Source organism: Serratia sp. root2, from assembly GCF_031931805.1.
Classification (GTDB): Bacteria; Pseudomonadota; Gammaproteobacteria; order Enterobacterales; family Enterobacteriaceae; genus Serratia; species Serratia inhibens.
In genome coordinates, this window is sequence record NZ_JAUJXB010000001.1 from 1,021,387 (window position 1) to 1,036,797 (window position 15,411).

Sequence of the window (15,411 nt, forward strand, 5' to 3'; positions counted from 1 at the left end):
CCATTCACTACTGCAACATAAACCAGCCGGCCGGTACCGTGGCCATCAGTAACAGAAAAATGCTACTTTTCTCTAGCTGATTCAGCAGCTTGACATCTTCATGTCCGCGTCTGGCATAGATAAATACCAGCAACCCCGGTGCATACAGCAGCACCGACATCAACAGATGCATCAACCCTGAAGCGTACAACAGCCAAATGCCATACAGACAAGCGCCGGTGGCGGCGAACATCAGCCGTTTGTCCTGGCGGCGCAACGCAACCTTGAACAAGAAGGCGCCAACCAGGAAGTAAGGCACCAAAATCATTTCCGAGGCGATAGTCAGCAGCGAATTATAGTTGCTGCCGGTCAGCCAGATCACCACCAGAGCGAGTTGCACTGCAATATTGGTTAGCCATAGCGAAGCCGAAGGCGCGTGATTCTTGTTCTGCTTGCGGAATATTTTAGGAAAAGCACCGTGCTGTGCGGCCAGCAGCGGCACTTCAGCGGCCATGATCGTCCAGCTCAGATAAGCGCCGCATACCGAAACGATCAGGCCGGCGGCGATAATCACATCCCCCCAGGGGCCAATCAGATCGACCATCAGCACTGCCATAGAGGGATTGCGCATCCCGGCCAGTTCACTGCGCGGAACCACCCCCAACGACAACAGGGTCACCAGCAGATAAACCGCCAGCGCGGAAAGCACCGCCAGCATGGTGGCACGGCCCACATCTTTTTTATGGCGTGCCCGCGCGGACACCACCACCGCGCCTTCCACGCCGATAAATACCCACAGGGTAATCAACATGGTGTTTTTAACCTGTTCCCACACCGGTTTGCCGAGCGCGACGCCGTGAAAATCCAGAGTGAATACGTCCATTTTGAACGCAATGGCTGCCAGTACGGCAAACAGCCCAAGCGGCAAAAGCTTGGCCAATGTTGCCGCCAGGTTGATGCTGGCGGCGGTTTGCACCCCGCGCAGCACCAGCGCATGCACGACCCACAGCAGCAAGGATTCCGCCAACAGCGCCTGCCAGGTATTGCCGTCACCCAAAATGACATCGCCACCGCGATCGGTAAACAAGCTCAGTGCGGCAAACACGATCACCAAATAAGAGACGTTGGCGATCACCGCACATAGCCAATATCCCCAGGCGGAACAGAAGCCCACCAGCTCACCAAAACCTTCTTTTGCATAGGTGAAGATCCCGCCGTCCAGGTCGGGCCGCAGGCGGGTGAGCAACAGCATGGCGAAAGCGAGAAACAGGATGCCGACACCGGTGATTGCCCAACCCAGCAGCAATGCGGCAGGGCTGGCGACTTGCGCCATGTTTTGCGGCAGGCTGAAAACCCCGGCACCCAGCATGGAACTGAGCACCAATGCGGTTAACGCGGTAAGACCTAGTTTTTTTTCCAATGACGGATCCTGAGCGCAGAATAAACAACTGTGAATGAACTTCTTGGCAGTAACAACGCAATGACAATTACTGAACAAATAGACAATAGCCCTAAAAACAGGCGCAAATTCTACGGATGGATCGTTACGGATGCAATGATTGAATATGCGGAATTTACAAAAAATTATTCAACCGGTGGGGGCGGTAAGTTGCAAAAAAAACGGGCAGCTCAATGGCTGCCCGAGAGTAAACCGCGAAGTGAAGCTTATTTGAACAGATCGGCGCTCACGGTCAGGTTGCCGCCACTCTTGTTCTGCCACTGACGAGTCACGTGGTAGAACTTGGCACCTTTCGCCGCGGCACGCTTCGCCACTTCGGTGGAAATGTCCGTCATGCTGTTGAAGTGACCGGTGAAAGTCACGGAATCGAACGGCACCATCTGTGCGGCGGTAACGTTGTTCACTTCCTGGATCTTGGTGCCATTCGGCAGCGTGACGGTATAGCGTTGACCGGTAGAAGACTGAGTTTCAAAGAAACGGCCTACGTCACGGCTTGGCGATCCTGAAGACGCGACGCCCGGGATTTCAACATTGGCGGCGGCTGCGCCACCGGCAGCAAGTGCGGCTTTGCCGGCTTCAGAATCGGCAGGAATGGCATCCGGGCTCTGAACTACGCGCTTGGGCGCATCGGCTTTATAAATGTAAGCGGTAATGAACTGGTTGCCGCCCTGATTGGCATCAACCTGGCGCACAATAAAGAACGAGGCTGCGCCTTTCTTTTTCGCTTCTTTGGTGATGGCATCGTTGATGTCCGGCTGGCTGCGGTAGAAACCGCTGACGCTGACCGTATCGTAGGGCTCAAGCAGGAAGGCCTGTTCTTTCGGCAATTCGGTCACGCCGTTAATGACGCGGTACTTCGGCTCTTTGCTCACTTCTGCCGCATCTTTATGATAAAGATCTGCGGTGACGCGCCAGTTGCCGCCGTTGTTGCTGTTGTTGCTGTCCTGGATGTAGAAGGAGTCTGCGCCCAGTTTGTCTGCACGGCGGGATACGGCATCAACGGCTTCATTGATGGCATTAAAGCGGCCGGTAATAGTGATGCGATCAAACGGCTTCAACGCCGCTGCTTTTTCAGGAGTTAACTCAAGCGCAGCATGAGCAGACAGCGCAGTGAGTGATAACAAGGCTGATGCGATGATCGTGTTCTTCAGCTTCATAAAAAATCCTTTCGCCAAGCGCATTAACGTTTATAACGTGCTGAACTGTTTATGGGTAATTCAGCCGCCGATTATTACATGTAATCTCGACAAGTGTCTCAGCATTTTATGTCATCGCATGAGACAAATCCCATGAAGGATTGTTTACGTCATTTGCCGTGTAATCGCCATAAGTTTCAATAATAAAGTCTTTGATGGCATAAGTGTTAATTATTCACAATTTTATAACTTTCATTCATTTTGTCCGCGCTGGGCCAGATTTCTCCAGGCAAGCGCCCGTCACAATTCTGCAGCAAAAACGGCGTTGCACACGGCTTTTTTACTTAAAATTGCGATTTGTCATGTCGTTGTCTGAATTTTTATGTAAAAACGGGCATGAATGCGTAAGCAATTATGGATCATCGACCCTATTTTCAGTAGGTTATAGATGGTGCCTTAAATCGATGCCGACAAGTATGCCTCCTGCTTTCAAATTGCGGCCACCAACGCGCAGTCTTGAAAGCCGATGGGTCTAGATGTCAGCCGGCGCTACTGCTATGGGCAGGAAGATAATAAACATCATCAAAGACAGGTGAGAAGGGAACATTATGCGTATTGGTGTACCAAGAGAACGGTTGGCCAATGAAGCCCGGGTTGCAGCAACGCCGAAAACGGTGGAACAACTGCTGAAGCTGGGCTTTACCGTCGCTGTCGAAAGCGACGCGGGTAAACTGGCAAGTTTTGACAATGCGGCGTATGAAACCGCAGGAGCAACGATCACCGATACCGCCGACGTCTGGCAATCGGATCTGATTTTGAAAGTGAATGCGCCACAAGAGGACGAGATCGCGTTAATGCGTGAGGGCAGTACGTTGGTCAGTTTTCTCTGGCCGGCGCAAAACCCGGAGCTTATCGAAAAGCTGGCTGCACGTAACGTCACCGCGATGGCGATGGATTCGGTGCCGCGCATCTCCCGCGCGCAGTCGATGGATGCGCTGAGCTCGATGGCCAATATCGCCGGCTACCGCGCGATTGTTGAAGCGGCGCACGAGTTTGGCCGTTTCTTCACCGGCCAGATCACCGCCGCCGGTAAGGTTCCGCCGGCAAAAGTGATGATCATCGGCGCAGGTGTAGCGGGTTTGGCGGCGATTGGCGCCGCAGGGAGTCTGGGAGCGATTGTGCGCGCCTTCGACACCCGCCCGGAAGTGAAAGAGCAGGTGCAGAGCATGGGCGCGGAATTCCTCGAGCTGGACTTTGAGGAAGAAGCGGGCAGCGGCGACGGTTATGCCAAAGTGATGTCCGAAGCCTTTATCAAAGCGGAGATGGCGCTGTTTGCCGCCCAGGCGGCAGAGGTCGACATTATTGTCACCACTGCGCTGATCCCGGGTAAACCGGCACCAAAGCTTATTACTAAAGAGATGGTGGCTTCGATGAAGCCGGGCAGCGTGATCGTCGATCTGGCCGCGCAAAACGGCGGCAACTGTGAGCTGACGGTGGCCGACCGCGTGACCGTCACCGATAATGGCGTAAAAATCATTGGCTATACCGATCTGCCAAGCCGCTTGCCGACCCAGTCTTCACAGCTTTACGGTACCAACCTGGTTAACCTGCTGAAATTGCTGTCGAAAGAGAAAAACGGCGAAATCGATATCGACTTCGAAGACACCGTGATCCGCGGCGTCACCGTGGTGCGCAGCGGCGAGGTGACCTGGCCTGCTCCGCCAATCCAGGTTTCCGCCCAGCCGAAACAGGCGCAAGCGGCGGCTCCTATCGCTAAACCGGCGGCAAAACCGGTTTCTCCTTGGCTGAAATACGGGCTGATCGCGCTGGCGATTGTTCTGTTCGGCTGGCTGGCCAATGCGGCGCCAAAAGAGTTCCTGTCTCACTTTACCGTGTTTGCGCTGGCCTGCGTGGTGGGTTACTACGTGGTCTGGAACGTCAGTCATGCATTGCATACCCCATTGATGTCGGTCACCAATGCGATCTCAGGGATTATCGTGGTCGGTGCGTTATTGCAGATTGGTCACGGCGGCTGGGTGAGTTTCCTCTCCTTCATCGCCGTGCTGATTGCCAGCATCAATATTTTTGGTGGGTTCACCGTCACTCAGCGCATGCTGAAGATGTTCCGCAAGAACTAAGGGGTAACACATGTCTGGAGGATTAGTTACAGCTGCATACATTGTTGCCGCTATTTTGTTTATTTGCAGCCTGGCCGGCCTGTCGCGCCATGAAACGTCGAAGCAGGGCAACCTGTTTGGCGTCGCCGGGATGGCGATTGCGCTGATTGCCACCATCCTCGGGCCGGATTCCGGCAACGTGGGCTGGATCATCATTGCGATGATTATCGGCGGTTCCATCGGCGTCTATCTGGCGAAAAAAGTCGAAATGACCGAAATGCCGGAGTTGGTGGCGGTGCTGCACAGTTTCGTTGGCCTGGCGGCGGTATTGGTGGGCTTGAACAGCTACCTGGATCACGGCGCGCCGATGGAACCGGTGATGGAGAATATCCATCTGACCGAAGTGTTCCTCGGCATCTTTATCGGTGCGGTCACGTTCACCGGTTCGATTGTCGCTTTCGGTAAACTGCGCGGCATCATCTCATCCAAACCACTGGCCTTGCCGAATCGCCACAAGATGAACCTGGCGGCGTTGGTCGTCTCCTTCCTGCTGCTGGTGGTGTTCGTTCGCGCCGACAGCGTGGGCTGGCAGGCGGTGGCATTGGTGCTGATGACCGCGATCGCGCTGGCTTTCGGCTGGCATCTGGTTGCTTCCATCGGTGGCGCGGATATGCCGGTCGTCGTGTCGATGCTCAACTCTTATTCGGGCTGGGCGGCCGCCGCTGCGGGCTTTATGCTGAGCAACGATTTGTTGATCGTTACCGGCGCGTTGGTGGGTTCCTCTGGCGCCATCCTGTCTTACATTATGTGTAAGGCGATGAATCGTTCGTTTATCAGCGTTATCGCCGGGGGGTTCGGTACCGATGGTTCCTCGACCGGCAATGCGGAGGAAATGGGCGAGTATCGTGAAACCACGGCGGAAGAGGTGGCTGAGCAGCTGAAGAACTCCACTTCGGTGATCATCACCCCAGGTTATGGCATGGCGGTCGCGCAGGCGCAGTATCCGGTGGCGGAAATCACCGAAAAATTGCGCGCGCGCGGTATCAAAGTGCGCTTCGGCATTCACCCGGTTGCCGGGCGTTTGCCGGGCCACATGAACGTGCTGCTGGCGGAAGCCAGGGTGCCGTACGACGTGGTGTTGGAGATGGACGAAATCAACGAAGATTTCCCGGATACCGATACCGTGCTGGTGATCGGCGCCAACGACACGGTGAACCCGGCCGCGCTGGAGGATCCGCGCAGCCCAATCGCCGGCATGCCGGTGCTGGAAGTGTGGAAAGCGCAAAACGTGATTGCCTTTAAACGATCGATGAACACCGGTTACGCCGGCGTGCAGAACCCGCTGTTCTTCAAAGAGAACACCCAGATGCTGTTTGGCGATGCCAAAGAGAGTGTGGAAGCGATACTGAGAGCGTTGCAGGCTTAACCGCAGCCAATAAAAACACGGGCCTTAATTGGCCCGTGTTTTTTTATGCCCGAAAATCAGTCCTCGTCGTCGTGCTCATCGTCTTCATCGACTTCGATAGGGCAGTTGAAGTTATCTGGCTTAATCACCAGCAGGTCACATTTTAGATGGTCGATCACATGTTCTGCCGTGTTGCCGATAAACGCCGCCGAGATACCGGTGCGGCCCAATGTCCCTAACACCACCACGCCCGCCTGCAAGTGTTCGGCCAAATCCGGGATCACCTCTTCCGGCAGGCCTTTTTCAACGTGGGTGAACTCTTCGTTAATGCAGAACTTCTGCCTTAATGCCTTCATGGCGATCAGATGCTGTCCGCGAATGGCGTCGTTATAGACGCTGGGATCAAAATCAGGCAGTTCGATGGCGATATTGATGGGGGTAACAGGGTAGGCTCCGACCAAATGCACTTCCGTCTGGTTGACGTTTTGCGCCAGTTCGACGGTTTCCTGCACCAGCCTGATGTTCAGCGGATCGTGATAGGGTTCTTCGCTGGCCAGATTGACGGCGACCACCGCTTTGCCGCCTTCCGGCCAGGGTTGATCTTTGACCATCCATACCGGGCACGGACATTTGCGTAACAGGTGCCAGTCGGTCGGGGTGAAAATGACCGATTCCAGCCGGTCGTGCTGATGTGCCATTTTCAGCAGCAAATCATGCTTGGCGGTGATCACTTCCTGAATAATTGCCTCGAAAGGGCGGTTATGCCAGACAACTTTGATTTCAATAGGAACGCCTTCGTCGAGGTAAAAACGGCATTGCTCGTTAATCCACGCGGCGCGTTGGCTGATAACGCCTTGCCGCATCGCCGTCCGTTCGTCGGGGGAGAGCAGGGTCGTCATCTCGTAAGAGAAGTCATAGATAGGAAGGAAGGCTTTGATACGCCCGCCGTTCCGTTTGACCAGGTAAACCGCCCGGCGCAACGCCGGTTGATCGTCCTGATTGGGGTCAATAGCCACCAGAAGATTCTGATACTTCGCCATAGGGCCTCCTTACAGCTGAAAATCAACAGTCTGTTAATTTACAGAGTAACCCAACATTGAAAAACAGAACAGCGGTGGAGATGTGCCGGGTCAATAATTCTGCGGAATTATTGACCCGGCATAGGATCAGGCGCTTACGGCTACGTTGATGCGGGGTGTGCCGGCCAACACCGACAGGGCGTCGACGTTTTCGATGGTGATGTACTTGCCTTTCACGCTGAGGATTTCGCTTTTCTGGAAGCGGCCCAGCAAGCGGCTGATGGTTTCAACCGTCAGGCCGAGATAATTGCCGATGTCGCCACGGGTCATGGTCAGGCGGAACTCACGCGGTGAGAAGCCCCGTTCCGCAAAGCGGCGCGACAGGTTGTAAACGAACGCCGCCAGGCGCTCTTCGGCGTTTTTCTTCGACAGCAGCAGGATCATATCCTGGTCGCCTTTAATCTCGCCGCTCATCAAACGCATGATTTGCTGGCGCAGGTTAGGCATTTTACCGGAAAGGTCGTCCAGGGTTTCAAACGGGATCTCGCAGACCATTGCGGTTTCCAGCGCTTGAGCGAAGCTTGGATGCTTCAGGCCGCCAATGGCGTCGAAACCGACCAGATCGCCTGCCAGATGGAAGCCGGTGATTTGCTCGTCACCCTGTTCGGTAATGGTGTAGCTTTTGATGGTCCCGGAGCGGATAGCGTACAACGATTTCAGTTCATCGCCGGCCTTAAACAGAGTCTGGCCCTTCTGGATAGGCTTTTTCCTTTCGATAATGTTGTCGAGCTGGTCCAGCTCATGAGCATTAAGAGTAAAAGGAATGCACAGCTGGCTGATGCTGCAGTCCTGACAATGGATCGCACAACCACCAGACTGGATACGACGAATCACGCGTTTTTCCGGGATCATAGATTACGCTCGTTCAATAATTGATATGCGTCAATTTTAACATCTTTTGCCGCAGGTGATAAGAGTAGCATTAACATGAACAGGGGCATTGTGTGCGAATTTTGTTCTGTTATGCCGCTGATTATCCTGTAGCTGGCTGAATACTTTTGATTTTTTCATAACTTATGCAAATGCTTTTCCCGCCCGACAGCTGTCTGCAATCGTCAGAAACCCCGGGTAAGGCCGAGTTTTTTAGCGTAAGCACTATTTCACTATCGGTGTTTGCCCTATGAGATGCGCATTTATGGCCGGAGCCCGGTGATATTGCCTGATTGGCTCCGGCCAACTTCTTTTCCCTCTCACCGCAGAAGCACGCCGGCACGGCTGGCGACGTCAATTAAAGCAGATCGTTCTGCAAATAGCCTTCGTGTTTCAACAGCCACTGTTTGCGTTGTACGCCACCGGCATAACCGGTCAACGCCCCCTGTGAACCAATCACCCGGTGACAAGGCACCACGATGCTGATCGGATTGGAGCCATTGGCCATACCGACCGCGCGGGAGGCGGTAGGGCGCCCGATGCGTTTCGCCAATTCGCCATAGGTAATGATCTCGCCGCAGGGTATCCGGCGCAGTTGCTGCCAGACGGTACGCTGGAACTCCGTGCCCGCGGTCATGACTGGCAGGCTGTCAATCACGGTCAGCTCACCGGCAAAATAGCGCTGCATGATGTCGGTCAGGCCGCCGGGGTTAGCTTTCTCCTGCAATTGGAAACGGTCGGCGCGGTAATGGGTATTCAGCAGTTTCATCAGGCGCACTTCGTGCTCGGTCCAGTCGATAGCGCGTAAACGGTCCTGTTCGTCGGCTATCAGCACCAGTTCGCCAACGGGTGTCGCCATACGATCAATAAAAAAGGTCTGCATTTTGATTACTCCTCTCGTTTGATGGGGAGATTATTGCACGAAATGTGGCGGTGCGATGGCGGATTTCGGACATGAAGATGGCGGGGCAATGGAACGTTGCCAATCGCAGGAATAGACGGTGTCGGATGGCGAGAAGTCATTAATGAATATGTTTATTGGTAAGTTATTTTTATGTTTTTTTGCCCGGGTTTTTTAATCGATTTTCATGATTGGCGCACTATTATTACAAGGCTGGTTATAATTGATGATGACTTTATGTATCCTGACGTTATTATTTATACTATCAACGGTTATGACTAAAATTAATTCATGTGATATTTTATTTAGCGATGTAGTGATATGGGTAACATAATCACAGGTGATTTTCCTATAGCAGACTGAAACGGAGGTGCCGTTAATTTTACGTATTAAATAAGTAGGGGTGAATATTAAAAATGCAAAGTGTTACGTATAAATTGTGTTGATTTATATTGATTTATTTTCATCTCGCCAGGTGATTGTAACGCCAGTGTCATAAGTGAATTGGATATCAATACTTTCTGTTTTTAAGTGATGCAACATGAAGGTAATTAACAAAATATTAAGTGAAATGCATTGATTTAAAACAAGCAAACCCATTAAAAACCCTTCATGTATAAAAATGTTTTAAGGCATACCCTTATTCTCCCCGTTGCTTGCCTTGAATAATGGTGAAGAGGGTGAAGCTATGCCGCACTCTGGATTATAGTGAAGATTAATTAATGTTTTTGTAGTGAGCAGGGAGGGTTGCGGGTATAGTGCGCGATGTATCGCATATAGCCCGCTCTGGCGCAATGTGCGACGGCATGTTTACTGCAGGTACCTATGAGCGATCGTTTCAGAAGCATTAAATGCTGTGGTGGCGATGGTGGAAAAATCCTCGCCACCCTCTCTTCAATAATTTGATGCGCCTGACAGGTCGAGGGATTTCATTGTTTTGTCATGTAACTGACATGTTAGGGCTATGGCGCTGTCATAGGTTTGCAGCGGCAAAGCCGGGAGATAACGCGATGTTCAGCTTGGATTCTCTGTTGCAAGATGCATTTCCACACCGCAATACCCCTGCCTGGCAGCGTAGCCTGCTGAGAACCTTACTCTTCGAAAAAGAACTCAAACAGTTTGCCGCCGATTATCCGCACCTGAAGGGGCTGGATTTGATCGAGCAAGTGGTGGACCACTTCAACCTCAGCTGTGAACTGGTGGACGGCGACCTGGAAAACATCCCCAGCCAGGGGCCGGTGGTGCTGGTGGCAAATCACCCGATCGGCTCGCTGGACGGGCTGGTGCTGCTGCGTACGATTGCCGCGGTGCGGCCGGATGTGAAAGTGGTAGCCAGCCAACTGCTGACCTATATCGAACCGCTGCGCAGCCTGTTCGTGCCGGTGGGGAACGTGGGCGACAAAACCAGCCGCGAGCAAATCGAAGGCATGCAGGCGCAACTCGATAAGCAGGGCGTGCTGATCCTGTTCCCTGCCGGTGAAGTGTCGCGCATGAGCCCCAAAGGCATTCGCGACGGTCACTGGCATACCGGTTTCCTACGCCTGGCGGCCAAGGCCCGGGCGCCGATTGTGCCGATCCACATCACTGCGCGTAACAGCACCCTGTTTTACTTCACTTCGCTGTTTTACCGCCCGTTATCCACCTTGTTGCTGGTGCGTGAAATGTTCCAGCAGCAGGGGGGCCGTATCAAAATCCGCGTTGGCGGCCGGATTCCGTTTGCCAACTGGCACGAGGGCCACACCAGCGCCAAAGATTTGGCCGACCGTTTTCGGCGCCACGTCTATCGTCTGGGCCAGGGCAAGGAAGGGTTGTTCGCCAGCGAATCGGCCATCGCGCTGCCTGAGGATCGGTTGGAGCTGAAGAAGGCGCTGGCAAACTGCGAACAACTTGGCGTAACGCCGGATGGTAAAATCATTTACCTGTATCGCCGCCAGGATGAGGCACGTACCCCGATCCTGCGTGAATTAGGTCGCCTGCGCGAGATCGCCTTTCGTGCGGTGGGCGAAGGCTGCGGTCGTCGGCGCGATCTGGACAGCTACGACGACGACTATTATCACCTGGTGCTGTGGGATACGGACGAGTTGGAAATTGTCGGTGCCTACCGTTTTGTTTCTACCGTCGAGCAGATGGAACGCAAGGGGCCGGAAAGCATCTACAGCAACAGCCTGTTCCATTTTGGTCGCGAGATGGCGCCGATTCTGGCGCAGGCTCTCGAGCTGGACCGCAGCTTTATCCAGCCGGCCTACTGGGGCAAGCGTGGGCTGGATTACCTGTGGTTGGGCATTGGCGCTTATCTGGCCAAATACCCGCAGCACCGCTATCTGTTTGGTCCGGTCTCCATCTCCGGCAAAATGCCGGTGGCAGCGCGTGATTTGTTGATAGCTTTCTACCGGCTGTATTTTTCACAAGGGGGCGCGCGGGCGCAGTCGCGCCAGCCATATCCGGCTTCATCGCCGCAGGTCCTGGCGCAGTTCGCCGGCGATAACTACCAAGAAGATCTGGTGCGGCTGAAAAGCCTGCTGAGCAACATCGGTTGCTCGATCCCCACCTTGTATAAACAGTATACCGAGCTGTGTGAGCCGGGCGGGGTACAGTTTATTGATTTCGGCACCGATCCGGCGTTCAGCAACTGCATCGACGGGCTGGTGCTGGTCGATCTCACCCGGATTAAACCCTCGCGCTACCAACGCTATATTGCGGTCCATCAGCCGAAGGAAGTTTGCGTAGAGTAATCTCATACGTTTTTGCTCTAAGCCTCGGTTTGGGGGCGGCGGTGAGATAGCGCCAGGGGGAAGATGTAGCCCGCCTTGGCGCAGTGTGCGGCTTTGATAGGCAGCAGTAACGGCATGCCGGCAATCAATCCCTCCGGGCACCTGTGTCAGTAGCTTAAAATGCTGTGGTGGCGATGGTGGAAAAACCATCGCCCCCCTCTCTTCAATAATTTGCTATACCTGATAGGTCGAAGGATTTCATTTTTTTGTCATGTAACTGACATGTTAGGGTCATGGCGCTGGCATAAGTTTGCAGCGACTAAGCCAGGAGATAACGCGATGTTCAGCTTGGATTCTCTGTTGCAAGATGCATTTCCACACCGCAATACCCCTGCCTGGCAGCGTAGCCTGCTGAGAACCTTACTCTTCGAAAAAGAATTCAAACAGTTTGCCGCTGATTATCCGCATCTGAAGGGGCTGGATTTGATCGAGCAAGTGGTGGACTACTTCAACCTCAGCTGTGAACTGGTAGACGGCGACCTGGAAAACATCCCCAGCCAGGGGCCGGTGGTGCTGGTGGCAAATCACCCGATCGGCTCGCTGGACGGGCTGGTACTGCTGCGTGCCGTCGCGGCGGTGCGGCCGGATGTGAAAGTGGTTGCCAGCCAACTGCTCACCTATATCGAACCGTTGCGCAGCCTGTTCGTGCCGGTGGACAACGTAGGCTATAAAACCAGCCGCAAGCAAATCGAAGGCATGCAGGCGCAACTCGATAAGCAGGGTGCGCTGATCCTGTTCCCCGCCGGTGAAGTGTCGCGGATGAGCCCCAAAGGCATTCGCGACGGCCACTGGCATACCGGTTTCCTACGCCTGGCGGCCAAGGCGCGGGCGCCGATTGTGCCGATCCACATCAGTGCGCGTAACAGCAACCTGTTTTACTTCACCTCGCTGGTCTACCGCCCGTTATCCACCTTGTTGCTGGTACGTGAAATGTTCCAGCAGCAGGGCGGCCGTATCAAAATTCGCGTTGGCGGCCGCATTCCGTTTGCCAACTGGCACGATGGCCACACCAGCGCCAAAGATTTGGCCGAGCGCTTCCGTCGTCACGTCTATCGTCTCGGCCAGGGCAAGGAAGGGCTGTTCGCCAGCGAATCGGCCATTGCCCTGCCTGAGGATCGGCTGGAGCTGAAGAAGGCGCTGGCAAATTGCGAACAACTTGGCGTAACGCCGGACGGTAAAATCATTTATCTGTATCGCCGCCAGGATGAGGCACGTACCCCGATCCTGCGTGAATTAGGTCGCCTGCGCGAAATCGCTTTCCGCGCGGTGGGCGAAGGCTCCGGCCGTCGGCGCGATCTGGACAGCTACGACGACGACTATTATCACCTGGTGTTGTGGGATGCGGACGAGCTGGAAATTGTCGGCGCCTACCGTTTTATTCCCACCGCAGAGCAACTGGAGCGCAAGGGCCTGGAAAGTATTTACAGCAACAGCCTGTTCCATTATGACCGCGATATGGCGCCGATCCTGGCGCAGGGCATCGAACTGGGTCGCAGCTTTATCCAGCCGGCCTACTGGGGCAAGCGTGGTCTGGATTACCTGTGGTTGGGCATTGGCGCCTATCTGGCTAAATACCCGCAGTATCGCTATCTGTTTGGTCCGGTCTCCATCTCCGGCGGCATGCCGGTGGCAGCGCGGGATTTGTTGATAGCCTTCTACCGGCTGTATTTCTCACCGGGGAGCGCGCTGGCGCAGTCACGCCAGCCATATCCGGCTTCGTTGCCGCAGGTTCTGGCGCAGTTTGCCGGCGATAACTATCAAGAGGATCTGGTGCGGCTGAAAAGCCTGCTGAGCAACATCGGTTGCTCGATCCCCACGTTGTATAAACAGTATACCGAGCTGTGTGAGCCGGGCGGGGTACAGTTTATTGATTTCGGCACCGATCCGGCGTTCAATAACTGTATCGACGGGCTGGTGCTGGTCGATCTCACCCGGCTTAAACCCTCGCGCTTCCAGCGTTATATTGCTGTTCATCAACCACAGGAAGCTTGCATAGAGTGATCGGCCACGCAATCATGCGTTTTTGATCTAAGCCCCGGCTTGGGGCCAGCGGTGGGATAGCGCTAGGATGAGGGTTTATCCCACCCAGGAGTTTCGCATGTCACAGTCTTTTGTCCCGCAATTGCTATCCGCCGATGAGCCTCCCGCCGTTGCGGTTGAAATACCCAAGGGTGCCGCGCCCTTTTTATTACTGTGCGATCATGCCGGCCAGGCGATACCGCAACGTTTGGGCGATCTGGGCCTGCCGCCCGGTGAAATCGACCGTCATATAGGTTGGGATATCGGTGCCTTGGCGGTTTCACGTCATCTTAGCCGCCATCTGGACGCCACGTTGATTCATCAGCGTTACTCGCGTTTAGTGATTGACTGCAATCGGGCACCCGGCATCGCCAGTTCGATACCGCATCTGTCGGAACTGACGCCTGTTCCCGGCAATATCGGCATCGATGCCGAGCACGCGCTGGCCCGCGAGCGTGAAATTTTCCTGCCGTATCATCACAGCATTGACGATACGCTGGGCGAACGGCAGCTGCGCGGAAAGCCAACCGCCATTATCGCGATGCACAGTTTTACGCCGGTGTTCAAAGGTAACTCGCGCCCCTGGCAGGTTGGATTGCTGTTTAACCGCCAACCGGAGTTTGCCCACCTGCTGGCTGAGTTGCTACGGGAGGAAGGGGATTTGCAGGTAGGAGTCAACGAACCTTACGCGATGACCGATGCGACGGATTACACCTTGCCGGTGCATGCGGAACGACGCCGGTTACCTTACGTTGGCATCGAGATCCGGCAGGACCTGATCGCCGATGAACCGGGCCAGCGGGCCTGGGCAAAACGCTTCGCAAGACTGCTCCCACAGGCCTGGCATCGCTGGCAAATTTGACTTTAGGAATATTCCCAGTGATGATAACTGCAAGGAATTTGTAATCGCCATCGGGAAGAGTCAGGAGAGACGTGTGGAGCACAATGATAACGGACTGTTTATCAAACGGGAGCGTTTTGAAGTTCTGGCGATTTTGCGCGAAATTTGTAAACAACGCACACCGCTGCGGGTCGTTAACCAGCAGCAGCAGTTTCAGAGTCTGTTATTGAGCGTCGGGCCGGACAATATCGTCTTCAGCGGCGACAAGGCGGATAGCGTGGCGGACGGTGAGTTTACCGTCGTGATTGAAAGCCACGACGCGAAGATCGAATTCACCGTCGGCCAACCCAAATTTACCGACCAACTGGGCGTTCAAGTCTGTTCTACCTGCCTGCCAAAAGAGCTGGTTTACATTCAGCGCCGCCGCCAGTTCCGCGTCACCACGCCACACTGGCGCCAGTTTCTCTGCAGCGGCGAATATGCTGATGGCACCGCATATCAGTTAAGGATCCACGATCTCTCTGCCGGCGGTGTGGGCTTGCGCTTCGACGGCCCGTTACCGGACAAGCTTCAACCGGGCATCCTGTTCAAAAAGGCGCTATTGGATCTGGGCAGCTATGGCAGCTTCAAGGTTAATATGGAACTGATGGTGATCAATGAAGATCAGGAGCTGGACGATGATGACAAACCGGTAAATTTCTCGCGTTTGTCGTGCCGCTTTATCAATCTCGGCCTGGCCATGGAAAGAAAAATCCAGAGCGCGGTGTTTGCGTTCGAATTGGATTTCAATAAAAAGAAGAAGCGCTGAAGCAGGCGAACAGGGGCAACGGGCTG

At 54.4% G+C, this 15,411-nt stretch carries 11 protein-coding genes; 6 read left to right on the forward strand and 5 right to left on the reverse strand.

Features of this window, described 5'->3' with window-relative positions:
* Positions 1 to 7: 7 nt before the first annotated feature.
* Entirely contained in the window at positions 8 to 1,399 is a 1,392-nt protein-coding gene (locus QZQ97_RS04810) for an amino acid permease (RefSeq protein ID WP_311992476.1), read from the reverse strand.
* A gap of 245 nt (positions 1,400 to 1,644) precedes the next feature.
* The gene (gene ydgH, locus QZQ97_RS04815) at positions 1,645 to 2,595 is read right to left on the reverse strand and encodes a DUF1471 family protein YdgH (protein WP_006319620.1); all 951 of its coding nucleotides are present in this window, start codon (positions 2,593 to 2,595) and stop codon (positions 1,645 to 1,647) included.
* A gap of 587 nt (positions 2,596 to 3,182) precedes the next feature.
* Between ydgH and pntA the strand changes: the two genes are divergently transcribed.
* Together pntA and pntB are read left to right on the forward strand one after the other, a co-directional pair.
* Positions 3,183 to 4,712, forward strand: coding sequence for a Re/Si-specific NAD(P)(+) transhydrogenase subunit alpha (pntA, locus tag QZQ97_RS04820; protein ID WP_311992477.1), 1,530 nt, complete (start codon positions 3,183 to 3,185; stop codon positions 4,710 to 4,712).
* 10 nt (positions 4,713 to 4,722) lie between these two features.
* Positions 4,723 to 6,117 carry a Re/Si-specific NAD(P)(+) transhydrogenase subunit beta gene (pntB, locus tag QZQ97_RS04825; RefSeq protein WP_006319624.1) on the forward strand — a complete coding sequence of 465 codons (1,395 nt, stop codon included), beginning with the start codon at positions 4,723 to 4,725 and terminating at the stop codon, positions 6,115 to 6,117.
* A 56-nt stretch (positions 6,118 to 6,173) separates the two neighbouring features.
* On the opposite strand, the gene uspE is transcribed toward pntB, so the two are convergent.
* The 3 genes from uspE to ogt form a co-directional block, all read right to left on the reverse strand.
* Positions 6,174 to 7,136, reverse strand: coding sequence for a universal stress protein UspE (uspE, locus tag QZQ97_RS04830; RefSeq protein ID WP_006319628.1), 963 nt, complete (start codon positions 7,134 to 7,136; stop codon positions 6,174 to 6,176).
* A 126-nt stretch (positions 7,137 to 7,262) separates the two neighbouring features.
* Positions 7,263 to 8,027, reverse strand: coding sequence for an FNR family transcription factor (locus tag QZQ97_RS04835; RefSeq protein WP_006319629.1), 765 nt, complete (start codon positions 8,025 to 8,027; stop codon positions 7,263 to 7,265).
* A 376-nt stretch (positions 8,028 to 8,403) separates the two neighbouring features.
* Positions 8,404 to 8,928 (reverse strand): methylated-DNA--[protein]-cysteine S-methyltransferase, encoded by a 525-nt coding sequence (gene ogt, locus QZQ97_RS04840; RefSeq protein ID WP_126482939.1) that lies wholly within the window; start codon positions 8,926 to 8,928, stop codon positions 8,404 to 8,406.
* Positions 8,929 to 9,956: 1,028 nt separating this feature from the next.
* On the opposite strand from ogt, the gene QZQ97_RS04845 reads away from it, so the two are divergent.
* From QZQ97_RS04845 to QZQ97_RS04860, 4 genes are all read left to right on the forward strand, one after another.
* Positions 9,957 to 11,678 carry a lysophospholipid acyltransferase family protein gene (locus tag QZQ97_RS04845; protein WP_311992478.1) on the forward strand — a complete coding sequence of 574 codons (1,722 nt, stop codon included), beginning with the start codon at positions 9,957 to 9,959 and terminating at the stop codon, positions 11,676 to 11,678.
* 318 nt (positions 11,679 to 11,996) lie between these two features.
* A complete protein-coding gene (olsF, locus tag QZQ97_RS04850; protein ID WP_004944970.1) occupies positions 11,997 to 13,718 on the forward strand; it encodes an ornithine lipid synthase OlsF in 1,722 nt (573 codons plus the stop codon).
* A gap of 97 nt (positions 13,719 to 13,815) precedes the next feature.
* Complete coding sequence (locus QZQ97_RS04855; protein WP_311992479.1) at positions 13,816 to 14,598, forward strand: N-formylglutamate amidohydrolase; 783 nt, start codon at positions 13,816 to 13,818, stop codon at positions 14,596 to 14,598.
* Positions 14,599 to 14,671: 73 nt separating this feature from the next.
* A complete protein-coding gene (locus tag QZQ97_RS04860) occupies positions 14,672 to 15,385 on the forward strand; it encodes a flagellar brake protein (RefSeq protein ID WP_311992480.1) in 714 nt (237 codons plus the stop codon).
* Positions 15,386 to 15,411: the final 26 nt, after the last annotated feature.